The organism is Actinomadura latina NBRC 106108 (assembly GCF_001552195.1).
Lineage (GTDB): Bacteria > Actinomycetota > Actinomycetes > Streptosporangiales > Streptosporangiaceae > Spirillospora > Spirillospora latina.
This window is the reverse complement of the sequence record NZ_BCQS01000019.1, coordinates 66,076-90,085: the sequence shown is the minus strand read 5'-3', so window position 1 is coordinate 90,085 and position 24,010 is coordinate 66,076. Positions and strand designations below refer to the sequence as shown.

The 24,010-nt window shown below is 73.8% G+C and carries 23 protein-coding genes; 12 read left to right on the top strand and 11 right to left on the bottom strand.

Features of this window, described 5'->3' with window-relative positions; translation table 11 throughout:
• The first annotated feature begins 53 nt into the window (after positions 1–53).
• Positions 54–491, top strand: coding sequence for a DEAD/DEAH box helicase (locus AL2_RS24270; protein ID WP_067637263.1), 438 nt, complete (start codon positions 54–56; stop codon positions 489–491).
• Here AL2_RS24270 and AL2_RS24265 read toward each other — a convergent pair.
• The 3 genes from AL2_RS24265 to AL2_RS24255 form a co-directional block, all read right to left on the bottom strand.
• Positions 433–1,908, bottom strand: a complete 1,476-nt coding sequence (locus AL2_RS24265) for an MFS transporter (protein ID WP_067637261.1) — start codon at positions 1,906–1,908, stop codon at positions 433–435. The genes AL2_RS24270 and AL2_RS24265 overlap by 59 nt on opposite strands.
• Complete coding sequence (locus tag AL2_RS24260) at positions 1,908–2,135, bottom strand: UBP-type zinc finger domain-containing protein (RefSeq protein ID WP_245666877.1); 228 nt, start codon at positions 2,133–2,135, stop codon at positions 1,908–1,910. The genes AL2_RS24265 and AL2_RS24260 overlap by 1 nt, the downstream gene beginning before the upstream one ends.
• A 68-nt stretch (positions 2,136–2,203) precedes the next feature.
• A complete protein-coding gene (locus AL2_RS24255; protein WP_067637504.1) occupies positions 2,204–3,238 on the bottom strand; it encodes a GDP-mannose 4,6-dehydratase in 1,035 nt (344 codons plus the stop codon).
• Positions 3,239–3,416: 178 nt separating this feature from the next.
• On the opposite strand from AL2_RS24255, the gene folP reads away from it, so the two are divergent.
• Complete coding sequence (folP, locus tag AL2_RS24250) at positions 3,417–4,256, top strand: dihydropteroate synthase (RefSeq protein ID WP_067637257.1); 840 nt, start codon at positions 3,417–3,419, stop codon at positions 4,254–4,256.
• A 48-nt stretch (positions 4,257–4,304) separates the two neighbouring features.
• Here folP and AL2_RS24245 read toward each other — a convergent pair whose 3' ends face one another.
• From AL2_RS24245 to AL2_RS24235, 3 genes are all read right to left on the bottom strand, one after another.
• Complete coding sequence (locus AL2_RS24245; protein WP_067637255.1) at positions 4,305–4,862, bottom strand: CGNR zinc finger domain-containing protein; 558 nt, start codon at positions 4,860–4,862, stop codon at positions 4,305–4,307.
• A gap of 232 nt (positions 4,863–5,094) precedes the next feature.
• Positions 5,095–5,667 (bottom strand): hypothetical protein, encoded by a 573-nt coding sequence (locus AL2_RS24240; protein WP_067637253.1) that lies wholly within the window; start codon positions 5,665–5,667, stop codon positions 5,095–5,097.
• Positions 5,668–5,917: 250 nt separating this feature from the next.
• Entirely contained in the window at positions 5,918–7,255 is a 1,338-nt protein-coding gene (locus tag AL2_RS24235; protein ID WP_083946851.1) for a pyridoxal phosphate-dependent aminotransferase, read from the bottom strand.
• A gap of 157 nt (positions 7,256–7,412) precedes the next feature.
• Here AL2_RS24235 and AL2_RS24230 point away from each other — a divergent pair, with 157 nt between their 5' ends.
• The 6 genes from AL2_RS24230 to AL2_RS24205 all read left to right on the top strand — a co-directional run bounded on the left by AL2_RS24230 (position 7,413) and on the right by AL2_RS24205 (position 15,225).
• Complete coding sequence (locus AL2_RS24230; RefSeq protein WP_067637251.1) at positions 7,413–8,342, top strand: LysR family transcriptional regulator; 930 nt, start codon at positions 7,413–7,415, stop codon at positions 8,340–8,342.
• A 209-nt stretch (positions 8,343–8,551) separates the two neighbouring features.
• Positions 8,552–9,364 (top strand): VC0807 family protein, encoded by an 813-nt coding sequence (locus AL2_RS24225; protein ID WP_245666876.1) that lies wholly within the window; start codon positions 8,552–8,554, stop codon positions 9,362–9,364.
• 106 nt (positions 9,365–9,470) lie between these two features.
• Complete coding sequence (locus tag AL2_RS24220) at positions 9,471–10,640, top strand: L,D-transpeptidase (RefSeq protein ID WP_083946850.1); 1,170 nt, start codon at positions 9,471–9,473, stop codon at positions 10,638–10,640.
• A gap of 284 nt (positions 10,641–10,924) precedes the next feature.
• Positions 10,925–12,058, top strand: a complete 1,134-nt coding sequence (locus tag AL2_RS24215; RefSeq protein WP_245666875.1) for a L,D-transpeptidase — start codon at positions 10,925–10,927, stop codon at positions 12,056–12,058.
• Positions 12,059–12,153: 95 nt separating this feature from the next.
• Positions 12,154–13,470: a glycosyltransferase family 4 protein gene (locus AL2_RS24210; RefSeq protein ID WP_245666874.1), complete on the top strand. Its 1,317-nt coding sequence runs from the start codon at positions 12,154–12,156 to the stop codon at positions 13,468–13,470.
• Positions 13,471–13,506: 36 nt separating this feature from the next.
• Positions 13,507–15,225 (top strand): sensor histidine kinase, encoded by a 1,719-nt coding sequence (locus AL2_RS24205; RefSeq protein WP_067637250.1) that lies wholly within the window; start codon positions 13,507–13,509, stop codon positions 15,223–15,225.
• 19 nt (positions 15,226–15,244) lie between these two features.
• On the opposite strand, the gene AL2_RS24200 is transcribed toward AL2_RS24205, so the two are convergent.
• From AL2_RS24200 to AL2_RS24190, 3 genes are read right to left on the bottom strand one after another with little or no spacing between them, the layout of a single operon-like run.
• Positions 15,245–15,745, bottom strand: a complete 501-nt coding sequence (locus tag AL2_RS24200) for a mycothiol transferase (RefSeq protein WP_067637247.1) — start codon at positions 15,743–15,745, stop codon at positions 15,245–15,247.
• A 10-nt stretch (positions 15,746–15,755) separates the two neighbouring features.
• Positions 15,756–16,991 carry a sensor histidine kinase gene (locus AL2_RS24195; RefSeq protein ID WP_067637245.1) on the bottom strand — a complete coding sequence of 412 codons (1,236 nt, stop codon included), beginning with the start codon at positions 16,989–16,991 and terminating at the stop codon, positions 15,756–15,758.
• Positions 16,988–17,644, bottom strand: a complete 657-nt coding sequence (locus tag AL2_RS24190) for a response regulator transcription factor (protein WP_083946848.1) — start codon at positions 17,642–17,644, stop codon at positions 16,988–16,990. Before AL2_RS24190 ends, AL2_RS24195 begins: the two co-directional genes overlap by 4 nt.
• 176 nt (positions 17,645–17,820) lie before the next feature.
• On the opposite strand from AL2_RS24190, the gene AL2_RS24185 reads away from it, so the two are divergent.
• From AL2_RS24185 to AL2_RS24170, 4 genes are read left to right on the top strand one after another with little or no spacing between them, the layout of a single operon-like run.
• Complete coding sequence (locus tag AL2_RS24185) at positions 17,821–18,375, top strand: hypothetical protein (protein WP_067637243.1); 555 nt, start codon at positions 17,821–17,823, stop codon at positions 18,373–18,375.
• Positions 18,375–19,421 (top strand): peptidoglycan-binding protein, encoded by a 1,047-nt coding sequence (locus tag AL2_RS24180; protein ID WP_067637241.1) that lies wholly within the window; start codon positions 18,375–18,377, stop codon positions 19,419–19,421. The genes AL2_RS24185 and AL2_RS24180 overlap by 1 nt, the downstream gene beginning before the upstream one ends.
• Positions 19,418–20,167 (top strand): ABC transporter ATP-binding protein, encoded by a 750-nt coding sequence (locus tag AL2_RS24175; protein ID WP_067637239.1) that lies wholly within the window; start codon positions 19,418–19,420, stop codon positions 20,165–20,167. Before AL2_RS24180 ends, AL2_RS24175 begins: the two co-directional genes overlap by 4 nt.
• Positions 20,164–21,360: an ABC transporter permease gene (locus AL2_RS24170; RefSeq protein WP_067637237.1), complete on the top strand. Its 1,197-nt coding sequence runs from the start codon at positions 20,164–20,166 to the stop codon at positions 21,358–21,360. The genes AL2_RS24175 and AL2_RS24170 overlap by 4 nt, the downstream gene beginning before the upstream one ends.
• A 77-nt stretch (positions 21,361–21,437) precedes the next feature.
• Here the strand turns inward: AL2_RS24170 and xylA are convergent, their stop codons facing one another.
• Positions 21,438–22,598 (bottom strand): xylose isomerase, encoded by a 1,161-nt coding sequence (gene xylA, locus AL2_RS24165; RefSeq protein WP_067637235.1) that lies wholly within the window; start codon positions 22,596–22,598, stop codon positions 21,438–21,440.
• Between the two features lie 11 nt (positions 22,599–22,609).
• Positions 22,610–23,992, bottom strand: coding sequence for a xylulokinase (gene xylB / locus AL2_RS24160; RefSeq protein ID WP_067637233.1), 1,383 nt, complete (start codon positions 23,990–23,992; stop codon positions 22,610–22,612).
• Positions 23,993–24,010: the final 18 nt, after the last annotated feature.

Below are 24,010 nucleotides of genomic sequence, written 5' to 3'. Positions count from 1 at the left end.
GTTCGTCTTGAGAGCACCCCCTCGACACGCACCGCTTTCGAGGAAGGTCTCCCATGCCCCGCACCGCTCCGCCCGCACGAGAACGCCGCCATCGCCGCCCCGCCAAGCCGTCCGACGCCGGCGCCCCGAGCACGTCGACCCCGCCGCTACCCGCGGTCGAGTCGTTCTCGGACCTGCGGATGCCGGCGCCGCTCCTCGCGGAACTGGCCCGCCAGGGCGTGACGGCCCCGTTCCCCATCCAGGCCGCGAGCCTGCCGAACGCCCTCGCCGGACGCGACGTCCTCGGCCGGGGACGCACCGGCTCCGGCAAGACCCTCGCCTTCGGCCTGGCCCTGCTCGCCCGCACCGCCGGGCAGCGCGCGGCGGCGCGCGCCCCGCTGGCCCTGGTCCTCGTCCCCACCCGGGAACTCGCCCAGCAGGTCACCGAGGCGCTCACCCCGTACGCGGACGCCGTGAGACTGCGGCTCGCAGCGCGTCGTCGCCGACGGTGAGGAAGCTCAGCACGGCCCCGGCGGCGAGCAGCGCGGCGCACACCGCCATCGACGTCCAGTACCCGCGGGAGAAGTCCGCCGGGTTCGCGAAGGCGTCGCCGGTCAGCCCGGCCAGCGGCGGGATCGCCGCCACCGCGAGCAGCCCGGCGGCTCGCGCCACCGCGTTGTTGACGCCGCTGGCCACGCCCGCGTGCCGGACGTCGGCGGTCGCGAGGACCGTGGCGGTGAGCGGCGCGACCGTCGCCGACAGCCCGATCCCGAACACCACGACGGCGGGCAGCACGTCCCGCACGTAGGAGGCGTCCGGCCCGATCCGGCCGACGAGCAGCATCCCGGCCGCCGCGACCAGCAGCCCCGCGGTCATCGGCAGGCGCGGGCCGATCTTCTGCGCGAGCGCGCCGGCCCGCGCCGACAGCAGCAGCATCAGCACGGTCACCGGCAGCAGCGCCGTGCCCGCCGCGATCGGCGAGAACCCGGAGACGACCTGGAGGTTCACGACGACCAGGAAGAACAGCACGCCCATCCCGCCGTACATGAGGAACGTGACGACATTGACGGCGGAGAACTGCCGCGAGGCGAACACGCCCAGCGGCAGCATCGGCTGCGGCGCCGCGCCGGCACCGGCCCGCCGCACGCCCGGCAGGTGCCGGCCCCGGCCCCGCGCCCGCTCCACCAGCACGAACGCGGCGGCCGCCGCCAGGCCCAGTACTGCGGCGGTGACGATCACCGGCGGCGCGGCGCCGCCGCCCGGCGCCTCGGTGAGCGCGTACGTCGTCCCGGCCAGCGCCAGCGCCGCCAGCACGGCGCCGAGCACGTCGAACCGGCCGTGGGCGTCGGGGTCGACGCTCTCCGGGACGTGCCGGAGCGACACCAGCACCACGACGGCGCTCAGCGGCACGTTCAGCAGGAACACCCACCGCCACCCGGCGGCCTCCACCAGCCAGCCGCCCGCGAACGGCCCGATCGCCGCCGCGACGCCGCCGAAGCCCGACCAGGCGCCGACCGCGCTGGGCCGGTCGTCGGCGGCGAACGACGCCTGGATGATCGCCAGCGACCCCGGGGTGAGCAGCGCCCCGCCCACCCCCTGCAGCGCCCGCGACAGGACCAGCATCTGGATGTTCGGCGCCAGCCCGCACAGCACCGACGCGGACGCGAACCACACGACGCCGATGAGGAACACCCGGCGCCGCCCGAACCGGTCGCCCAGCGACCCGCCGAGCAGGATGAACCCGGCGAGGGTCAGCGTGTAGGCGTTCACCGTCCACTGCAGCCCGGCGATGTCGGCGTCCAGGTCGCGCGCCAGCGCCGGCAGCGCCACGTTCACGACCGTGGAGTCGAGCAGCGCCACGCCGGACCCCAGCACGGTCGCCAGCAGGATCCACCGTCCCGGCCCACTGCGCAGCGGGACGTCCGGCATCAGACGATCAGTTCATCGGCGAAGCACCAGCGCCAGTCCTCGCCCGGCTCGAACGACCGGACGATCGGGTGCCCCTCCTTCTGGAAGTGCGCGGTCGCATGGCGCATGGGGGAGGAGTCGCAGCAGCCCACGTGCCCGCAGCCGAGGCACAGCCGCAGGTGCACCCAGCGGGTGCCCTCCTCCAGGCACTCCTGGCATCCTTGCTGGGTGTTCGGTGACGGGTCCACCGCCGGAACGGACTGCAAATGCTCACAAGTGGCCATACATGCATCGTGCCACGCGGCAGGTCAGCGGATCACCAATGATCGGGACTGAACGGCTCGTCCTCGGGGCGCGCGGACTTCGACAGCAGCCGCAGATCCGACTCGACCATCATCGTCACCAGGCCCTCGAATGTGACGTCCGGCTCCCAGCCGAGCTGCTCGCGGGCCTTCTTCGGGTCCGCGCACAGCAGGTCGACCTCCGCCGGGCGGGTGTACTTGGCGTCCAGGACGACGTGGTCCTCCCAGTTCAGGCCCGCCGTGCGGAACGCGAACTCCACCAGCTCCCGCACCGACTGGGTCTGGCCCGTTCCGATGACGTAGTCCTCGGGGGCGTCCTGGGTGAGCATCAGCCGCATCGCGCGGGCGTAGTCGCCGGCGTAGCCCCAGTCGCGCCGCGCGTCCAGGTTGCCGAGGCGCAGCTCTTCGGCCAGGCCCAGCTTGATGCGCGCCGCGCCGAGCGACACCTTGCGCGTCACGAACTCGGCGCCGCGCCGCGGCGACTCGTGGTTGAACAGGATCCCGCTGACCGCGAACATCCCGTAGGACTCGCGGTAGTTCTGCGTGATGTAGTGCCCGTAGCTCTTCGCGACCCCGTACGGGCTGCGCGGGTGGAACGGGGTCCTCTCGGTCTGCGGCGTCTCCCGGACCATCCCGAACATCTCCGAGGACGACGCCTGGTAGAAGCGGATCTGCTCGCTGTCCGGCGTGCGGGACGTGCTGATGCCCGACACGACGCGGATCGCCTCCAGCATCCGCAGCACGCCCATGCCGGTGACCTCGGCGGTGAGCTCGGCCTGCTGCCACGACATCGGGACGTAGGAGATCGCGCCCAGGTTGTAGACCTCGTCGGGCTGCACCCGCTCCACCGCCGAGATCAGGCTGCCCTGATCGAGCAGGTCGCCGGTGGTGATCTGCACGTCGCCGATGTGCTTGCGCAGCCGCGACACATGGGGGTTCGCCTGCCCCCGCACCAGCCCCCAGACCTCGTATCCCAGCTCAAGCAGATGCTCGGCCAGGTACGAGCCGTCCTGTCCGGTGATGCCGGTGATGAGTGCTCGCCTGGACAGCGGATCCTCCATGGCTGAAATAAGTCCGATGCGGGGCTCACCACGGGTGAACCCGCGACGAGCGTGAAATATGAGATTACCGACCACGACGGGGTGATGACGAGGGAGGGTTCCGTTTGAACCGAATTCCCTTCTGGTTCGCCCGCCGGGACGCCCCTGTGCCACGGTGAGACCCATCATGACCTCTCCGTACGTGCCGCCGCTGCGGCTGAACGGGCGCGACATCGGCCCCCACGCGATCATGGCGGTGGTGAACCGCACGCCCGACTCGTTCTACGACAGGGGCGCCACCTACGGCTTCGAGGCCGCCCTGGACGCCGTCGGCCGGGCCGTCGCGGCCGGCGCCGACATCGTCGACATCGGCGGGGTGAAGGCCGGCCCCGGCGCGGACGTCGGCGTCGCCGAGGAGCTGCGCCGGGTGGTGGACCTCGTCGCCGCCGTCCGCGACCGGCACCCCCGGGTCGTGATCAGCGTCGACACCTGGCGCGCCGAGGTCGGCGAGGCCGTCGCCCGCGCAGGCGCCGATCTGCTCAACGACACCTGGGGCGGCCCCGACCCGCACCTCGCCGAGGTCGCCGCCGCGCACGGCATCGGCCTGGTCTGCGCGCACGCCGGGCCCCTCGACCCCCGCACCCGCCCGCACCGGATCGGCTACGGCGACGTCGTCGCGGACGTCATCGCCCACGTCACCGGCGAGGCCGAGCGGGCCGCCGCGCTCGGGGTGCGGCGCGACGCGATCCTCATCGACCCCGCGCACGACTTCGGCAAGAACACCCGCCAGTCCCTGGAGATCACCCGGCGGCTGGAGGAGATGACCGCCACCGGCTGGCCGGTACTGGTCGCGGTGTCCAACAAGGACTTCATCGGCGAGACCCTCGGCCGCCCCGTGGACAAGCGCGGCGTCGGCACCATGGCCGTCCTCGGCGTGTCCGCGCTGCTCGGCGCCCGGGTCTTCCGCGTCCATGACGTCCCCGCCGCGCGCCGCGCCCTCGATGCGGTGTCCGCCCTGACCCGCTGACTCCGCCGCGGCCCCCGGTCAGGCCCGCCGGCTCCGCCGCGGCCGCCGTCAGTGCGCCGCTTCGCGCTGCCGGGCGCGGTAGGCGGCGACGTGCATGCGGTTGCCGCACGTCCGGCTGTCGCAGTAGCGGCGGCAGCGGTTGCGGGACAGGTCTACCAGGACGCGCGCGCAGTCCGGCGCCTCGCAGGTGCGCAGCCGGTCCAGCTCGCCCGCGGCCACCACGTACGCGAGCGCCATGCCGCAGTCGGCGGCCAGGTGCTCGCCGAGCGGCGCGCCGGGCGCGAAGAAGTGCACGTGCCAGTCGTAGCCGTCGTGGTCGGTCAGGTGCGGGGTGGTGCGGACCTCCCCGACGATCTCGTTGATCCGGCGGACGGCGGACGGGACGTCGCCGGCGCGGAACACCTCGTGGAACCGCGCGCGCAGCTCCAGGACCCGGAGCAGGTCGGCCTCGGTGAGCTCGCCCACGTCGCTGAAGGCGTTGCGGTCCACGAACGCGCGCAGGCCGGGCAGCCCGCCGAGCCCCTCGGCGCCGGACGTGGCCGCACCGGTGTTGATCAGGTCGACGACGACGGCGAGCGCATGCTCGGTGTCATGAGTGAAGATCACGATGACTCCAGTCTCGGGGGACCGGGGCGGTCGTGCTCCCGGCGCCCTCGCCGGGGCCGGAACGCGGCCCGTGGACCCCACCATATGACCCGGGCGGGGGGCGGCGGCGGCCACCCCGGCCGGACGCACCGGCGCGCCGGGTGGCCCGATCCGGCCGGAACGTTCCATGAACCCGCGGCGCTCCAATCGCGTACCAGGCGCATTCCGGTGCGGATCAGGACCGCGGCTTCGGTCAGCGTTCGTAGTGCGGGTCGGCCACGACCGGGTAGTAGGCGTCGGTGTGCTGGACGCGCATCGTCACGGAGGTGCCGTCGAGCGTGTAGTCGGCTTTCACCTGGCGGAACATCGAGTCGCTCGCCCACGGGTTGTAGAGCCGCCCCACGGTGGCGCCGTAGCGCAGGTGGACGACGTCGTAGCCGCCGGACGGCATCGACTCCAGGGCCAGGCCGTCGGCCAGGGAGACGGCGAACCGGAACTCGGAGGGGGCGTCGGGCCCGTGGATCACCGTGAGCAGCCGCACCCCGCCGGCCGTGGTCTGCGCGACGATGTCGGTGTCGACGTCCACGCCGACGAACACCCGCAGGCTGGGACGCAGCACCTGCGCGACCGTGTCGGCGGCGGTGGCGTCGATGCCGAAGTGGATGCGCTGACCGTCCCGCGTCGGCACCCAGACCCCGTCACGGGCCCGCTGGCCCCATGCGACGTCGGGGTTCTCCATCTCCTGCGGCTCGTTCTTGCCCCGCGCGACCAGGATCCTGGAGGCGGCGCTCATCGCCGCGGCAGCCCCGTCCCGTGCATGCCTCATGACGGGCCCCCTCGCCTTCCTTCATCACTCGCGTGGCCTCGCGCTCGTCCCGGGTTTTGCCACGGGCAGGGAGGACCCGATGCCCCTTGCCCTGCCGCTGGTCGATTAGTGACGTTCGCCCCGTGCGTCGTTGGACCTTACACCACGCTTATCCGCGCCGGTCGGGCCGGGCGGGGACCTTCGAGCGCCCTTTACCGGCCGCCGCCGGCAAGGGTGACGGTGCGCTCCCGATCCTTCACTCAGCGGCCCGTCAGGTGAGTGCGGGCTCCGCGGCGGTGACGCTCGCGGTCAGGTCGTCGAGCACCTCGCCGAGCCGGTCCAGCGCGCTCGCGATCCACGGCAGCGACGTGGGCGCCGGGGACGCCAGCGCGGCGCGGCGATGCTCGTCGTCCTCCCCGTAGAGCAGGCTCGGCGCGACCCGCATGCGCAGCGCCGACGGCGCGTCCCCGAACGAGCTGCCCGGCAGGACGCCGACCCCGTACCGGTCCAGCAGCAGGCCGGTGAGGCCGGCCGCCGTGCGGACGCCGTGGTTTTCGCGCAGCACGTCCCGCAGCGGCCCGAAGTCGGGGTAGACGTAGAAGGCCGCCTCGGGGCGGCGGACGCGCGCGCCCGCGGCGGCGAACCGGCCGGCGACCGCGCCGGTGACGGCGGCGTGCAGCCGGCGGCTGCGGTCGACGTGCTCGACCAGCTCGGGCGGCTCGGCGAACGCGTAGGCGGCGGCGTGCTGCATCGGGGCCGGCGCGCTCGACCAGATCTCGCTCGCCACCCCGAGCAGGCTGTCGCGCAGCGCGCGGCCGAATGGCCCGTCCGGCAGCCGCGCGACGCCCAGCCGCCAGCCGCCCGCCGCCAGGCTCTTGCTCAGCGCGGTCGTCACGACGGTGCGCTCCGGCGCGTACAGGGCGGGGCTCGGGACCGTCCGCCCGGGCGTGTGCACGAGGTCGCGGTAGATCTCGTCCGAGATGACGACCAGGTCATGCTCGCGCGCCACCGCGCACAGCCGCCGGACGGTCTCCTCCGACGCCAGCGTCCCCGTGGGGTTGTCGGGCAGCGTCACCACGACCGCGCGCACCTCCCTTCCCCGCGCGCGGGCGCGCACGACGGCGTCGGCCAGCAGCGCCGGGCTCGGCACGCCGCCCTCACCCGGCGGGGTGGCGACGCGGATCGGCTCCGCGCCGGCCAGCGACGCCTGCGCCGCGTAGCTCACCCAGCTCGGCGCCGCCACCACGACGTCGCCGCCCAGCGAGGTCAGCAGGGCGAACAGCAGCGGCTTGCTGCCCGGCCCGGCGACGACCGCGGACGGGTCGGTGGGGAGCCCGCGCCGCGCCCAGTAGCCGGCCGCGGCGGCGCGCAGCGCGGCGGACCCGGCGACCGGGCCGTAGGCGCCCCGGCCGGCGGCCGACTCCAGCTCGCGGGTCAGCGCGGGATGGATGGGGATCCCCGCCTCCCCGAAGCCGAGGGGGAGCACGCGCTCGCCCTCCCTGCGCTTGCGGGCTATCGCCTCGTTGACGGCGAGCGTCGCGGACAGCGGGACCGGGCGGGGCGCGAAGGACAGCGGCCGGACGGATGCGGACTGATTGTGGGCAGGCATCGACGCTCCAAAGGGCAGGGCGAAAAATGGCAGGACGAAATAGCGGTGGGTGACCGCGGAATCCCCCTGTGTGACCCGGCCGGGCTCGCCCATACTCTTGCCCGCTGCAAGCATCATTACAAGCGAGTCTCATCGATGGTTACCGTAAGATGTACTTATGCTCGAACTGCGCCGCCTGCGGTTGCTCGCCGAATTCGGCCGCCGCGGCAGCATCGCGGCCACCGCCGCCGCCCTCGGCTACACCCCGTCGGCGGTCTCCCAGCAGCTCGCCGCGCTGGAACGGCAGGCCCGCGTCCCGCTGCTGGACCGCACCGCCCGCAGCGCGGAGCTGACCGACGCCGGGCGCCGCCTCGCCGAGCGCGCCGAGGAGATCCTCGGCCTGGTCGAGACGGCCGAGGCGGAGCTGTCGGCGCAGGCCGACGCCCCCTCGGGGCGGATCGTGGTCACCGCGTTCCCGACCGCCGCGGTCGCCTTCGCGCCCGCGCTGGCGCGCAGCCTGGGCGAGCATCCCGGGCTGGCGTTCGTGCTGCGGCAGACCGCGCCCGGCGCCGGCATCCGCCAGGTGCAGAGCGGCGAGGTCGACATCGCGCTCATCGACGACTGGACGGGCAAGGTCCCCGACCAGGCGCCCGCCGCGCTGGAGTTCTTCCACCTGCGCCGCGACCCGCTGGTCCTCGTCGTGCCGGAGACGCATCCGATGTCGGACCCGGACCTGCGGGTCGACCTGGAGCGGCTCCGCGAGGAGCCGTGGATGGCCGCGCCGCCCGGCGAGCCGTCCCGGCAGGCCGTCGAGCGGCTGCTGGACACCGTCGGCGGCGCCCGTCCCGTGCCGTGGGAGTTCGAGGGGCTGCACACGATCCTCAGCCTGGTGGCGCGGGGGATCGGCATCACCGCGGTGCCCGCGCTGGCGCTCGCCGCCGGCGACCGGGGCGTGGCGGTGCGGCGCATCCCCGAGTGCACGCTGGCCCGCGAGGTGTACGCCGTGACCCGCGCCGCGAGCGTGCGCAGGCCGTCGGTGGCGGTGACCCTGCGCGCCATCTACGCCGCCGCCAGGGACGTCCAGCCCACGGGCGCCGACCTCGGATGAGGGGCGAGGGGACCCCGGATAAGGCGGGAGACGGCGGGCACCTAGAGTCGGAGGTGCCCCGGAGCCATCGGTTCGACTCTGGCCGCATTCGGCCGCGACCCGCACCCGGCGGCCCTCCCGCCCGAACTAAGGGGGGAGTAAGCCGCACGGCATGGATCGGTCGAAAACGGACAAGTGCGTGCGGATCATCACGTACGGTGGGGCGAATCGTGAGCACATCCGAGTCCATGCACACCGATCGGGGAGCACAGCACTCGATGGAAACAACGGCGACCGCGCCCGCGGGCCCGCCCGCGAGGGCGGGGGTTCCCGCGCCCGAGGCGCAGGGCGGCCTGACCCGGGCCCCCCAGGAGCAGGACGGTCACGGACCGGCCGGCGGGCACCACGTGTTCGAGCTCCCGCGGATGACCGCGATGCTCCTGCACGCGCTCCCGCGTTTCGTGGAGGGCGTCATCGCCCCGGTGGCGGTGTTCTACGCCGCGCTCATGCTGCTCGGGCTGAACGGCGCGCTGGTCGCCGCCGTCGCCTGGGTGTACGGCGGGATCATCTACCGCTACGTACGCGGCCACCCGGTGTCGGGGATGCTGCTGCTGGCCGCGGTCGGCGTGACGGTCCGCGCGGGCCTGGCGGCCGCCACGCACAGCGCGGTCATCTACTTCCTGCAGCCGACGCTCGGCACGCTCTGCGTGAGCATGGCCTTCCTCGCCTCGGTGCCGCTCGGCAAGCCGCTCGCCATGAAGCTCGCCAAGGACATGGCGCCGATCCCCGACGCGTTCTACAAGAACGACCGGGTCCACCAGTTCTTCCTGCGCATCTCGCTGCTGTGGTCGGCGGTGCTGCTGGCCAACGTCGGCGTCAGCCTCTGGATGCTGTTCAACGAGTCGATCAGCATGTACCTGTGGATCCGCACCGGCATCGTCACCGGGATGGGCGCGATCGGCATCGGCCTGTCGGTCTGGAGCTTCAAGCGCCTCCTGCGGCGTATCAACCGTGAGCCCGCCGCCTCCGGGACGGCTGCCTGAGCAGCGGTTCCCCGTCGAACGCCCCGAACTTCCGGATGGTTCGGGGCGTCTCTATGTGTAGGTAGATTCACCGATACGGGTGATTTCGACGGGTTTTGGGGGATTTGTGGCGATCAAGGGTCGTGCGGGGGTCGTGCTGGCCGGCGGTACGGGCGCGGTGGCGATGCTCGTGACGGGCTGCTCGATCGGCGGCGCGGGCAAGCTCGCCTCGGGCGGATCCGACACCGTGGTGACGATCACCCCGGCCAACGGGACCGCTCAGGTCAAGCCGGACGGCACCATCGAGGTCAAGGCCTCGGACGGCAAGCTGCAGGACGTCACCGTCCAGGGCGGTGGCGCGACCATCACCGGGAAGTTCGGCGAGGGCCGCAGGACGTGGCGCTCCACCCGCACGCTGACGCCCGCGACGTCCTACACCGTCACCGCGCACACCCGCGACGACGGCAAGACCCGCACGGTGACGAGCTCGTTCACCACGCTGAAGCCGGCCGGGACGCTGAACATCGTGGACGTCACCCCGAACCTCAAGGGGGAGAAGGTCGGCGTCGGCATGCCGATCTTCGTCCGGTTCGACCGGCCGGTCACCGACAAGGCCGCCGTGGAGCGGACGCTGCGCGTGACCCCGGAGAAGCCGGTCGAGGGCGCCTGGCGGTGGCTGGCGCCCGACCAGGTCGTCTACCGGACGAAGACGTACTGGCAGCCGCACCAGACGGTCCGCTTCCACGCGTCGCTGGCCGGCGTGAACGCGGGCGGCGGCGTGTACGGGGCCAAGGACGCCCAGGCGACGATCAGCATCGGCGCCGAGCAGATCACCACCGGTGACATCGGCGGTCACCGGATGACCGTGACGCGCGACGGCAAGAAGCTGCGGACGATCCCGTTCAGCGCCGGCAACGGGCAGACCCGGGAGTTCACCACCACGAGCGGCGTCCACCTCCTGATGGAGAAGGGCAACCCCGTCACGATGACGTCGCCGGGCCGGCAGGAGGGCGACGCCGGCTACTACAAGACGGTCGTCAACCACGCGGTCCGGTTCTCCAACAGCGGCGAGTACGTCCACTCGGCGCCCTGGTCGGTCGGTTCGCAGGGGTCGGCGAACGTCAGCCACGGCTGCATCAACGTCAGCCCGTCCAACGCCAAGTGGTTCTACGACACCATGCAGCGCGGCGACGTCATCAAGCTGACCGGCTCGGACCGCGAGGTCGAGTGGGACAACGGCTGGAGCTTCTGGCAGATGCCGTTCGGCAAGTGGAGCCAGGGCAGCGCCCTCCGCTAGACCGCCGGCGCGCGGCGGGCTCCCGGCGGGCCCCGCCAGGTCCGCCGCGGGTCCGCCGCGCGCCACCGCCGTGCAACGCTTTGATCTCAGAGACCTGCCAAAACCCCGGGTCGTGGCATGATCGTCGAATTTTGTCGCTAATGTCTCTCGGATAGACGGCGGGGTCACTGGAGGTTGCAGTGCAGCGGAGGATTTCCGCAGGAGTTCGGGCGGGCGCGGGGATCGCGGGGGCAGTACTGCTGTTCACGACGGCCTGTAGCGGGGGCGGTGAGAAGGACTCCGGCGTGACCGTCGGGGAGAAGGCGGAAGCCGGCGCCCCGCAGGTGACGATCAACCCGGGGAACGGCAACACCAAGGCCAAGCCGGAGGACGGCGTCGTCGTCACGGCGGCGGGCGGCACGCTCGAACAGGTGTCGGTCACCCTCAAGGGCAAGGCGGTCCCCGGCGAGATGGCCGCCGACAAGACCAGCTGGAAGTCGCGCACGCTGCGGCCCGGCGCCAAGTACCAGGTCACCGCGGTCGCAAAGAGCCCCGAGGGCAAGGCGGCCACGGTCAACGCCACGTTCGCGACGCTCAAGGCGGCGAACAAGCTGGAGATCATCGACGTCACGCCGAGCAAGAACGAGAAGGTCGGCGTCGGCATGCCGATCCAGGTGGTCTTCAACCGCGCGGTCGCCGACAAGAAGGCCGTGGAGAAGTCCCTGGAGGTCAAGTCCGCCAAGCCGGCCACCGGCGCGTGGTTCTGGATGAACGACACCACCGTCGTCTTCCGCACGAAGAACGGCCACTACTGGCAGCCCAACCAGAAGGTCATGCTCCGGGCCAAGCTGGCGGGGGTGAAGTCGGGCAAGCGGACGTACGGCGTGACCGACTTCACGCGCAGCTTCCGCATCGGCGACTCGCACATCACCCGCATCAGCACCAAGACCAAGAGGGCCGTCGTCAAGCGGAACGGCAAGAAGGTCCGCAGCTGGCCCATCAGCGCCGGCCGCGGCGGCCGCGTGGTCAACGGCGTCGACACCTACCTCACCACCAGCGGCGTCCATCTGACGATGGGCAAGGAGAACCCGGCGATCATGACGTCGGAGTGGATGGGCGTCGACCCGAAGGACAAGAAGAACGGCGGCTACAAGGAGGTCATCCCGTTCGCGGTGCGGATCTCCAGCAGCGGCGAGTACGTCCACTCGATGGCCGCCACCGTGTGGGCGCAGGGCCGGCAGAACGTCAGCCACGGCTGCGTCAACTCCCCGCCCAAGGACGCCAAGTGGTTCTACGACTTCTCCTACCGCGGCGACCCGGTGATCGTCACCGGCAGCAAGCGGGGGCTCGACTGGAACAACGGGTGGAGCTACTACGAGATGTCGTGGAGCCGGTGGGTCAAGGGCAGCGCCCTCGACCGCACCGTCACCACCGGCTGACGCCGGGCACCGGACGACGTTGACCGCCGGTTGACGTTGGCCGGGCCCGCGATCGGGCAGGAGCCGGGACACGGCCGCCTACGATCGGGGACCCGGTGAACGAGCCAGCGCGACCGCCGCGCCCGCGACCGCTGAGACTGCGCCGCCGCGTCCGGCGCGGGGCGCACCGGGCCCTGCGCCGCGGGGCCCTCTGGACGCTGCGCCCGCTGCGGTGGCGGCGCCGCGTCCCGCCGCCCGGCGGCCCGCTGCGCGTCCGCGTCCTGCTGCAGAACGCGCACGGGGCGGGCGGCACGATCCGCACGGTGCTCAACCTGTGCGGGCACCTGGCCCGCGACCACGACGTCGAGATCGTCAGCGCGCTGCGGCCCGGCGGGAAGGCGTTCTTCCCGCTGCCCGCCGGGGTCGCGGTGACCTACGCGGGCGGCGGCCCCGCCGGCGGGAACCGGGCGGCCCGCCTCCTGAACCGGCTGCCGAGCCTCCTGACGCCGGCGGACGAGGCGTCGTTCCGGTACATGAGCCTATGGACGGACGTCGGCCTCCTGCGCGCCCTTTACGGCTCACCGGCGGACGTCCTCATCGCGACCCGGCCCTCCCTCGTCCTGCTGGCCGCCGAACTCGGCCCCCGCGGCGTCGCGACGATCGGGCAGGACCACATGAGCCTGGGCTCCTACCAGCCCGCGCTCCGCAGGCAGGTCGTCCGCGCGTACCGGCGGCTCACCGTCCTCGCCACGCTCACCGAGGCCGCCCGCGCCGATTACGAGCGGGCGCTCGCCGGGTCCGGCGTCCGCATCGTCGCGATCCCGAACGCGGCGCCGCCGCTTCCCGGTCCGCCGTCCCGCCGCGAGAATCCGGTCGTGCTCGCGGCCGGGCGGCTCGTCCGCGCCAAGGGCTTCGACCTCCTGCTGCGCGCCTACGCGCCGATCGCCGCCGAGCATCCCGACTGGACCCTGCGCATCTTCGGGTCGGGAGTGCGGCGGGACCGGCTCCGCGCGACGATCGGCGAACTCGGCCTCACCGGGCGGGTCGAGCTGCGCGGCAAGACCCCGGACCTGCCGGCGGAGATGCGGCGCGCGTCGATCTACGTCCTGTCGTCGCGCCGGGAGGGCATGCCCATGGTCGTCATCGAGGCCATGGGCATGGGCCTGCCGGTCGTGGCGTTCGACTGCCCGCACGGCCCCGCCGAGCTGATCACCCCGGGCGCGGACGGGCTGCTCGTCCCGTCCGGTGACGTGGACGCGCTCAGCGCGGCGCTCCGCAAGCTCATCACCGACCCCGGCCTGCGCGACCGCCTCGGCGAGCGGGCGCTGCGGTCCGTCCGCCGGCATGACATCGGGCGCATCGGCCCCCGCTGGTCCCGCCTCATCGCCTCGGCCGTCCCGGACGGGCGGGCCGGAGCGCCGCGGCGGGCCTGATTCGGGCGCGGGGGAGAATACGGCGATACTGGCGGTGTGAGTGAGGAGTCTCGTTCCGGGGCGGAGCGCGCGCGGCTCGTCCTGCCGGAGCTGAAGCTGGACGATCTGCTTGCCGAGCTGCACTCCCGGCTGGAGGCGGCCCGGTCGACGCGCGACCGCGTGCACGCGCTGCTGGAGGCCGTCGTCTCGATCGGCAGCGAGCTGGACCTGTCGACGGTGCTGCGGCGCATCGTCGACGCCGCGACCACCCTGGTGGACGCCCGCTACGGCGCGCTCGGCGTGATCGGCGACGACGGCGAGCGGCTCGTCCGGTTCGTCACGACCGGGGTGAGCGACGAGGAGATCGAGGCGATCGGGCACTGGCCGCACGGCGACGGCGTCCTCGGGCTGCTGATCCGGGAGCCGCACGCGCTGCGGCTGCCGGACCTGGCCGGGCATCCCGCCTCGTCCGGCTTCCCGGCGAACCATCCGCCGATGCGGACGTTCCTGGGGGTGCCGATCCGGGTGCGCGACGAGGTGTTCGGCAACCTCTACCTGACCGAGAAGGCCGGCGGCGGCCCCTTCGAGGAGGAGGACGAGGTCGTGGTGACCGCGCTCGCCACGGCCGCGGGCGTCGCCATCGAGAACGCCCGGCTGTACGAGGAGACGCGGCGCCGGGAGCGGTGGCTGGAGGCGTCCGCCGAGATCTCCACCGCGCTGCTGTCGGGCACCGACCCGCACGACGTCATCGACCTGGTCGCGCGCCGCGCCAGGGAGATCGCCGACGCGCGGCTGAGCAGCGTGACGCTGGTGGACGAGGCGGGCCGGGAGGCGGTGCTGGAGGCGGCCGCCGGCGAGGGCGCCCACCACCTGCGGGGCATGCGGGTCCCGCTGGAGCGCTCGGTGTCGGGGAAGGTGTTCGCCGAAGGGGCGCCGCTGCGGCTCGCCGACGGCTCGGCCGCGGTGCGGGGAGCCGGCGCCCCGACGGGACTGCCGGTCGGGCCGCTGCTGGTGGTGCCGCTCGGCACCGGCGCGTCCGCGCGCGGGGCGATCACGGTCATCAACCCGCCGGGCGGCGCGCTGTTCTCCGAGGGGACGCAGCGGCTGCTGGAGGCGTTCGCCGGGCAGGCGGCCGTCGCGCTGGAGCTGGCCGACCGGCGCCGCGACACCGAGCGGCTGGCGCTGCTGGAGGACCGCGACCGGATCGCCAAGGACCTGCACGACACCGTCATCCAGCGGCTGTTCGCGACCGCGATGACGCTGATGGCCGCCATCAAGATCACCCAGAAGCGGGAGGTCGCGACGCGGGTGCAGCGCGGGGTGGACGACCTGGACGACACGATCCGGCAGATCCGCTCCACCATCTTCGCGCTGCAGGCGCCGCCGGACGAGGAGTCGCTGCGCAGCCGGGTGCACGCGCTGGTCGACGCGGCCGCCGAGCGGCTCGGGTTCGCGCCGTCCGTGCGGCTCGCGGGGCTGCTCGACACCGCGGTCGACGACGCGGTGGGCGAGCAGCTCCTCGCGGTCGTCCAGGAGTCGCTGTCGAACGTGGCCCGGCACGCCCGCGCGTCCGAGGCCGTGGTGGTCATCGACGTCGGCGACGACCTCACGCTGCGGGTCGAGGACGACGGCGTCGGCATCCCCGAGGGCGGGCGGCGCAGCGGCATGCGCAACATGCGCGAGCGCGCCGAGGACCACGGCGGTTCCTTCGGCACCCGCGCCCGGCCCGGCGGCGGCACGATCCTGGTCTGGCGCGTCCCGCTCAAGGACGTCTAGCCGTTTCGGGATCCCGGCGTCAGAGCAGGCCGCGGACGTAGGCGGCCTGGCCCGCGTGCTGCAGGTCGTCGGAGATCACGCTGATCAGCCGGACGGCGAGCGTGACCGGCGGGTCCCAGGCGCGGTCCACGATGCGCTCGAGGTCGTCGTCGGTCAGCGCGGACACGTATTCCACGGTCCTGTCGTGGACGGCGTCGTGGTAGCCGGTCAGGAGGTCCGCCGACTCGACCCGGACGGCCGCGACCTCGTCCGGCCCGTGCCCGTATCCGGTCTCGTACGCGTCGAGCGGCAGGCCGAACCGGTCGGCCCATCCGTCCTCCGCCCACACCTGGCCGGTGCCGGCGGCGTCGGCGACGTGGTCGTCCTGGATGCGGGTGAGATGCCAGACGAGCCATGCGATGGAGTTGGCGCCCTCGGCGGGCTGGTAGGCGAGCTGCTGGGCGGTGAGCCCTGCGGCCGCCCCGTGGACGACCTCCCGGACCCTGCCGAACCCGTCGGTGAGCAGTTGCGCACTGGTCATTGGATGGACGCTACCCCGTCCGGGCGGAATCTCTCAGCCCGGGCGCGCCGGGTTCGGCGGGCCTCCGGGAGGGCAGGCGGACGGTCACGGTGAGGCCGCCGCCCGGACGCGGCGCCGCCGCCACCGTGCCGCAGTGCGCGGTCGCCGTCGCCCGGACGATCGACAGGCCCAGCCCGGAGCCGCGGTCGGACCGCACCCGGTCGTTGCCGAGCCGCCGGAACGGTTCGAAGATCGTCTCGACCTCGTAGCCGGGGACGGCCGGCCCGGTGTTGGTGACGGCGATCTCGGCCCACCCGTCCCGCCCGCGCGTGGCGACCGCCAGCTCGCCGCCGTCGTGGTTGTGCCGGATCGCGTTCTCCACGAGGTTCTGCACCAGCCGCTCCACGAGCACCGGATCGCCGGACGTGGGCGCCGGGCCGAGCCGCCGGCCGGTGGTCACGCCCCGCGCCCGCGCCTCGGGCCCGGCCTGCTCCAGGACGTGCCCGGCGACGTCCGCGAGGTCGAGCGGCGCCGGGTCCACGACGACGTTCTCGGTGCCGGCGAGGGTGAGCAGCCCGTCGATGAGCCGCTCGTGCCGGCCGTTCACCACCAGCAGCGACTCGCCGAGCCGCTTGACGTCGTCGGTGGCGTCCGGGCGGCGCACCGCGACGTCCACGAGCGTCCGGTTGATGGCGAGCGGGGTGCGCAGCTCGTGCGAGGCGTTCGCGACGAACCGCCGCTGCCCGTCGAACGCCCGCGCCAGCCGGCCGAGCATCGTGTCGAAGGTGTCGGCCAGCTCCTTGACGTCGTCGCGCGGGCCCTCGTAGGCGATCCGCTCGGTGAGGTCGTGGCTGCGGGCCACCCGCCGCGCCGTCTCGGTGATCGCGTGGACGGGGCGCAGCGCCCGGTCGGCGAGCAGCCAGCCGAACCCGAGCCCGGCCGCGGCCACCAGCCCGAGCGCGATGCCGCCCTGGGTGAGCAGGGCGTTCAGCGTCTCGCGCCGGTAGTCCTCCCGCCCCGCGATCAGCACCTTCCGGACCTCGGCCCGCGACGGCTCGCCGGGCGCGGCCGCCTCCACGCCCTGCGGGATCTCGCTCTCGACCACCCGGTTCACGCTGGGCGGGTCCGTCTGCCGCTGCAGGTTGTTCTGCACCAGCAGGTACGTCAGGCCCAGCAGGACGATCCCGGTGCCGAGGAACAGCCCGGTGTAGAGGACGGTGAGCCGCATCCGGATCGTCGGCCGCAGCCGTTCGGCGAGCTTCGTCATGGGATCCGGTACCCCACTCCCGGGACGGTCTCGATGACCGGGGGATCGCCGAGCCTGCGGCGCAGCTTCATCAGCGTCACCCGGACGGTGTTGGTGAACGGGTCGGTGTGCTCGTCCCACACCTTCTCCAGCAGCCGCTCGGCCGACACGATCGTCCCGTCCGCGCGCAGCAACTCGGCGAGCAGCCCGAACTCCTTGCGGGCCAGGTGCACGTACCGGCCGTCGCGGTACACCTCCCGGCGGGACGGGTCGAGCCGGATCCCGGCGCGCTCCAGCGCCGGCGGCGAGGCCGGGCGGGCGCGCCGGCCGAGCGCCTGGACCCGGGCCACCAGCTCCTCGAACGCGAACGGCTTGGTCAGGTAGTCGTCGGCGCCGAGCCGCAGCCCGGCGACCCGCGCCGGGACGGTCACGGCGGCGGTCAGCATCAGCACCCGGACGAGCGCCCCGGACTCCACGACCGCGCGGCACACGTCGTCGCCGTGCACGACCGGAAGGTCCCGGTCCCGGACGAGAACGTCGTAGTCGTGCACGCCGAGGCGTTCGAGCGCGGCGTCCCCGTCGTAGACCACGTCCACGGCGAGAGCCTCGGCCCGCAGCCCCTCGGCGATCGAATCGGCGAGCATCCGCTCGTCCTCGGCGATCAGTACCCGCACGCTGCCGTCCCCTTGCTCCCTTGGTCCCGCCCCGTCCTTCCCGCCGACCCAGCTTCGGGCAGCGGGCGTAACGCGGGCATAACGCGATCCGGTTACGCCGGGGTTACCGGGCCGGCGCTGGACTTGCGGTCGCCGCCGGCGCACCGCCCGGCGGAACCGACCAAGGAGACCGACCGATGCGACGACAGACGCTCGGAGCGCTGGCGCTCCTCCCGGCCCTCGCCTTCGGGCTGCAGGCCTGCGGAGGCGGAGGCGGGGGCGGCGCCGGAGCGGGCGGCACCGCCAAGGCCGCCGGAGACGACGCGAAGCTGCGCGAGTTCGCCCAGTGCATGCGCGAGAACGGGATCGACATGCCGGACCCGAAGGACGGCAGGATCGAGATCCGCGCGTCCGGCAGGCCCCGCAAGCCCGGCGAGGCCGGCGGCGGCCCCGAGGAGAGCGGCGAGGTCGAGGCGGCGCAGAAGAAGTGCGCGCACCTGATGCCGAACGGCGGCAAGCCGCGCAAGCCCAAGCCGGAGGAGCTGGCCAGGATGCGCGCGTTCTCCGCGTGCATGCGCGACCACGGCATCAGCGGGTTCCCCGACCCGAAACCGGACGGCTCGATGCTGCTCAAGGCCGGCCCGGGGACCGGGCTGGACCCGGAGAGCACGGAGTTCAAGGCCGCGCAGAAGGCGTGCGACAAGCTCGCGCCGCAGGGGAAGGGCCGGTCCACCACGAGGGGCGGGGACTAGTGGCCAGGACGCGCACCATCGCGCTGAGCGCGGCCGGTGTGGTCGTGGCCGGCGGCGCCGGGCTCGCGACCGCGGGCCTCGGCGGTGGCGGCGACCCCGCCGCCGCGCGCAGCGCCCTGCCGCCGGCGACGGCGCCGATCGAGCGGACGACCCTCGTCGAGACCCACGACGTGGACGGGACGCTCGGCTACGGCGACACGCGCACCGTCACCGGCGCGGGGCGCGGCACCCTCACCTGGCTGGCCGGGCCCGGGACCGTGATCTCCAGGGGCCGGCCGGTGTACCGGGTCGACGACGAGCCGGTGCCGCTGCTGTACGGGAGGCTGCCGCTGTACCGGACCCTCTCCGCGGGGAAGGAGGGCGCCGACGTCGAGCAGCTCGAACGCAACCTCCGCGCCCTGGGCTACACCGGATTCACCGTGGACGAGACCTACGGCGCCGCCACCGCCGCGGCCGTGAAGCGCTGGCAGGACGACCTCGGGGTCGAGGAGACCGGCCGGGTCGAGCCGGGCGCGGCCGTCGTCGCGTCCGGCCGGATCAGGGTCGCCGAGCGCAAGGCCCATGCGGGCGACCGGATCGGCGGCCCCGTCCTCACCTGCACCGGCACGACCCGTGTCGTGACCGTCGACCTGGACGTCCAGTACCGGCGGCTCGTCAGGAAGGGCGCCGGTGTGGAGGTCGAGCTGCCGTCCGGCGACACCGTCAAGGGCGAGGTCGCCTCGGTCGGGAAGGTCGCGAAGAAGGGCAGGGAGGAGGGGGAGCCGGCGACCGTCGAGATCGAGATCTCGGTCGCATCGCAGAAGGCGCTCGGCTCCTACGACATGGCGCCCGTCAAGGTGGGCCTCACCGCGAAACGGCACCGCGGCGTCCTCGCCGTGCCGATCGGCGCGCTGCTCGCCCGAGGCGACGGCGGCTACGCCGTCCAGGTGGTCGGGAACGGGCGGGTCCGCACGGTCCCGGTGGAGACCGGCGTGTTCACCGAGGGCGAGGTCGAGATCTCGGGATCCGGCCTCGCGGAGGGCATGAGGGTCGGGGTGCCCTCATGACACCCGTCGTGGAGTTGAAAGAGGTCACCAAGACCTATCCGGGCGGGGTCACCGCGCTGGACGGGGTGTCGCTGACCGTCGGGGAGCGCGAGCTGATCGCGATCGTCGGGCCGTCCGGGTCCGGGAAGTCGACGATGCTGCACTTGCTCGGCACGCTCGACCGGCCCAGCGCGGGGACCGTCCTGGTCGAGGGCACGGACGTGTCGCGGCTGACCGACCGGCGGCTGTCGGCGCTGCGCGCCCGGCGGATCGGGTTCGTCTTCCAGCAGTTCCACCTCGCCGCCGGCGTCAGCGCGCTGGACAACGTCGCGGACGGCCTGCTGTACGGGGGCGTGCCGCTCGCGCAGCGGCGCCGCCGGGCCGGCCGCGCACTGGAGCGCGTCGGGCTCGGGCACCGCCTCGGCCACCGGCCGCACCAGCTGTCCGGCGGCGAGAGGCAGCGGGTGGCGATCGCCCGCGCCGTCGTCGGCGAGCCCGCGCTGCTGCTGGCGGACGAGCCCACCGGCGCCCTGGACTCGGCGTCCGGCGCGGGCGTCCTGGACCTGCTGCGGGAGCTGTCCGGCGGCGGCACGACCGTCGTGCTGATCACGCACGACCGGGACATCGCCGCGCTGCTGCCCCGCCGGGTGCGGATGCGCGACGGCCGGATCGTCCACGACGACGCACGTATGGACGACGTACGTATGGACGACGTACGTATGGACGACGTACGTATGGAGGCCGCAAGTATGGAGGCCGAACGGTGACCACGGCGACGACCCCGCCCCGGCTCGGCCCGGGGGATGTGCTGCGCGTCGGCGCCGCCGGGCTGCGGTCCCGCCCGATGAGGGTGTTCCTGTCCGCGCTCGGCATCGCGATCGGCATCGCCGCGATGATCGGCGTGGTCGGCATCTCGACGTCCAGCCGCGCCCAGCTCCAGGCCACTCTCGACCGGCTCGGCACCAACCTCCTCACGGTCGGGCCCGGCCGGGACTTCTTCGGCGAGGACGCGGAGCTGCCGCAGGAGTCGGTCGGCATGGTGGGACGGATGCCGGACGTCGAGTCCGCGTCGGCGACCGGGAAGCTGGAGGACACCAACGTCTACCGCAACGACCACATCCCGGACGGGCAGAACGGCGGCATCGCCGTCCTCGCCGCCCGCCTCGACCTGCCGGAGACGGTGGGGCTCAGGATGGCCGCCGGCACGTGGCTCAACGCGGGCACGGCGAAGTACCCGGCCGTGGTCCTCGGGTCGGACACGGCCGGCCGGCTCGGCGTGGCGGCGCCGAACGTCCAGGTGTGGCTCGGCTCGCAGTGGTTCACCGTGGTCGGCATCCTCGAACCGAACGAGCTGGTGCCGGAGGTGGACTCCACGGCCCTCGTCGGCTGGGACGCCGCCGTCGCCCACCTCGGCTTCGACGGCCACCCCACCACCGTCTACACCCGCGCCCGCAAGGGCGCGGTGGAGAAGGCGCGGAACCTGCTCGCCGCCACCGCGAACCCGCAGGCGCCGACCGAGGTCGAGGTCAGCCGCCCCTCCGACGCGCTCGCCGCGCAGAACGCCACCGACAAGGCGTTCACCGGCCTGCTCCTCGGCCTCGGCGGCGTCGCGCTGCTGGTCGGCGGCGTCGGCGTCGCCAACACGATGGTGATCTCGGTCCTGGAGCGCCGCGCCGAGATCGGGCTGCGGCGCTCCCTCGGCGCCACCCGCGGCCAGATCAGGCTCCAGTTCCTCACCGAGTCGCAGCTGCTGGCCGCGCTCGGCGGCGCCGGCGGCGTGGCCCTCGGCATCGTCGTCACCGCGGTGTTCGCGGTGACACAGGGCTGGCCCACCGTCGTCCCGGTCTGGGCGATGGCCGGAGGCCTCCTCGCGACCCTGCTCATCGGAGGCGTGGCGGGCCTCTACCCGGCCGTCCGGGCGGCCCGCCTCGCCCCCACCGAGGCCCTGGCCGCGCCCTAGTCGGGAGAGCCGGCCGTCCTGACATGCGGAAGCCCGCCCCCAGGGAGGAGGGGACGGGCTTCCGCGCGGAAACGGCGTCAGGAGCGGACGCCGTACAGGTGCTCCAGGGCCAGCTGGTCCAGGTGCTCGAAGGCGGTGCGGCGCGCGCCGAGGGTCTCGGCGTCGGCGGTGGCGTCGCGGACCGAGTGCCAGTCCTCGTCATCGGCGAGGGTGGGCTGGGCGAGTTCCTCCACCTTGGCCTGGCGCAGGGCGTCCTGGACGTCGGGGTCGGCGCGGAACGCGCGGACCTTGTCGCGCAGGATCAGCCAGTTGCGCATGCACGCGGCCGCCGACTCCCACACGCCCTCGTCGTCCTCGGTGCGCGGCGGCTTGAAGTCGAAGTGGATCGGGCCGCTGTAGTCGCTGTTGTCGATGAGGTCGACGACCCAGAACGCGCCGCGCGCGTTGCCGGCGCCGAAGCGGAGGTCCTGGTCGTAGCGGGGGCCGTGCTGGCCGTTCAGGTCGATGTGGAACAGCTTGCCCTGCCACAGGGCCTGGGCGAGGCCGTGCGCGTAGTTGAGCCCGGCCATCTCCTCGTGCCCGACCTCGGGGTTCAGGCCGACGTTGCCGGAGTACTCCAGGGTCTGGATGAAGGCGAGGGCGTGGCCGATGGTCGGGAGCAGGATGTCGCCGCGCGGCTCGTTCGGCTTCGGCTCGATCGCGAAGCGCAGGTCGTAGCCCTGGTCGGCGACGTAGGCGCCGAGGACGTCGAACGCCTCCTTGTAACGGTCCAGGGCGGCCCGGACGTCCTTGGCCGCACCGGACTCGGCGCCCTCCCGGCCTCCCCAGCACACGTAGGTCTGGGCACCGAGTTCGGCGGCGAGGTCCAGGTTGTCCATGACCTTGCGGAGCGCGAACCGGCGGACGTCGCGGTCGTTGGCGGTGAACGCGCCGTCCTTGAAGATCGGGTGGCCGAACAGGTTCGTGGTGGCGGTGGTGACGACCAGGCCCGTCTCGTCGAGGGCCTTGCGGAACGCGCCGACCTTCTCCTGCCGCTCGCCGGGCGAGGCGTCGAAGTCGAAGACGTCGTTGTCGTGGAAGTTGACGCCGTAGGCGCCGATCTCGGCGAGCTTGCGCACGGCGCGGTCGGCGGGCATCGGCGGCCGGGTGCCGGGGCCGAACACGTCGACGCCCTGCCAGCCGACCGTCCAGATGCCGAACGAGAACCGGTCCTCCGGCGCAGGCGTGTAGTCGCTCATGGGAAACCTCCTCAGATCTCCGGGGCGGAGTCGCGCAGCGCGGCGTAGCGTTCGCGGATCTCCGTCCCGGTGCGGTCGCTGGTGTGTTCGGTCGCCGGCGGCGCGGGCCATCCGGGCGGCTCGGGCGTTCCGGCGAGCGCCCAGGCCGCCTGGCGGGCGGCGCCGAGCGCCACGTACTCGGCGGGCTCGGGCACGGTCACCGGCGTCCCGAAGATCACGGGGGCGAGGGCCCGGACGGCCGCGGAGCGGGCGCCGCCGCCGATCAGCAGGGTGCGGCGGGGCCGGACGCCCTGCGCGGCGAGATGGTCGACCGCGTCGGCGAGCGAGCACAGCAGCGCCTCCACCGCCGCCCGCGCCACGTTCTCCCGCGTCGCGTTCGCGGTGGTCAGGCCCGCGAGGACGCCCGTCGCGCCGGGACGGTCGGGGGTGCGCTCGCCGTCCAGGTAGGGGAGCAGCGTCAGGCCGCCGGCGCCGGGTCCGGCGGCGAGGGCGAGCGCGGACAGCTCCTCCAGCGAGGCCCCCGTCATCGCGGCGGCGGACGAGAGGATCCGCGCGGCGTTCAGCGTGGCGACGAGCGGCAGGAACCGGCCGGTCGCGTCGGCGAACCCGGCGACGAGGCCGGACGCGTCGGCGGCGGGCACGTCCGCCACCGCGAACGCCGTCCCGGACGTGCCGATCGACACGACGACGTCGCCCGGCCGCAGCCCGAGGCCGAGCGCGGCGCCCATGTTGTCGCCGGTGCCGGGGCCGAGCGCGGCGCCCCAGGAGGTCTCGCCGATCTTCTCGCCGGGGGCGGCGACGCGCGGCGTCGCGGCGTCGCGGCCGAGCGCGGCGCGGAGCAGGCCGGGCAGGTAGGCGCCGGTGGCGGGGGACCAGTAGCCGGTGCCGGACGCGTCGCCCCGGTCGGTGACCGGTTCGGACGCGCCGAGCCGCAGCGTCAGCCAGTCGTGCGGCAGCATGACCTGCTCGGTGCGCCGCGCGTTCGCGGGCTCGTTCTGGGCCATCCACCGCAGCTTGGTGACGGTGAAGGAGGCGACCGGCACGCTGCCCGTCCGCTCGGCCCAGGCCTTCGCGCCGCCCAGTTCCTCGACGAGGGCGCGGGCGTGCGGCGCCGAGCGGGTGTCGTTCCACAGCAGCGCGGGCCGGACCACCTCGCCCGCGCCGTCGAGCGCGACCATGCCGTGCTGCTGGGCGCCGACGGCGACCGCGTCGGCCCGCTCCAGCAGCCCCCGCGCCTGCGAGAGCGCCTCCCACCAGTGGTCGGGGTGGCATTCGGTGCCGTCGGGGTGCGGCGCCGACGCCTCGGCGACCACGGCGCCGTCCTCGGCCCTGCACAGGACGACCTTCGTCGACTGCGTCGAGGAGTCGACGCCCGCGACCAGGCTCCCGGCCATCCCGGACCCCTTTCGTAA

Excerpts from the sequence above, each read along its gene's own strand:
- AL2_RS24270 (WP_067637263.1), top strand. The coding sequence starts at position 54 with ATGCCCCGCACCGCTCCGCCCGCACGAGAACGCCGCCATCGCCGCCCC.
- AL2_RS24265 (WP_067637261.1), bottom strand. The coding sequence starts at position 1,908 with ATGCCGGACGTCCCGCTGCGCAGTGGGCCGGGACGGTGGATCCTGCTG.
- folP (WP_067637257.1), top strand. The coding sequence starts at position 3,417 with ATGACCTCTCCGTACGTGCCGCCGCTGCGGCTGAACGGGCGCGACATC.
- AL2_RS24240 (WP_067637253.1), bottom strand. The coding sequence starts at position 5,667 with ATGAGGCATGCACGGGACGGGGCTGCCGCGGCGATGAGCGCCGCCTCC.
- AL2_RS24235 (WP_083946851.1), bottom strand. The coding sequence starts at position 7,255 with ATGCCTGCCCACAATCAGTCCGCATCCGTCCGGCCGCTGTCCTTCGCG.
- AL2_RS24230 (WP_067637251.1), top strand. The coding sequence starts at position 7,413 with ATGCTCGAACTGCGCCGCCTGCGGTTGCTCGCCGAATTCGGCCGCCGC.
- AL2_RS24200 (WP_067637247.1), bottom strand. The coding sequence starts at position 15,745 with ATGACCAGTGCGCAACTGCTCACCGACGGGTTCGGCAGGGTCCGGGAG.
- AL2_RS24195 (WP_067637245.1), bottom strand. The coding sequence starts at position 16,991 with ATGACGAAGCTCGCCGAACGGCTGCGGCCGACGATCCGGATGCGGCTC.
- AL2_RS24185 (WP_067637243.1), top strand. The coding sequence starts at position 17,821 with ATGCGACGACAGACGCTCGGAGCGCTGGCGCTCCTCCCGGCCCTCGCC.
- AL2_RS24175 (WP_067637239.1), top strand. The coding sequence starts at position 19,418 with ATGACACCCGTCGTGGAGTTGAAAGAGGTCACCAAGACCTATCCGGGC.
- xylA (WP_067637235.1), bottom strand. The coding sequence starts at position 22,598 with ATGAGCGACTACACGCCTGCGCCGGAGGACCGGTTCTCGTTCGGCATC.
- xylB (WP_067637233.1), bottom strand. The coding sequence starts at position 23,992 with ATGGCCGGGAGCCTGGTCGCGGGCGTCGACTCCTCGACGCAGTCGACG.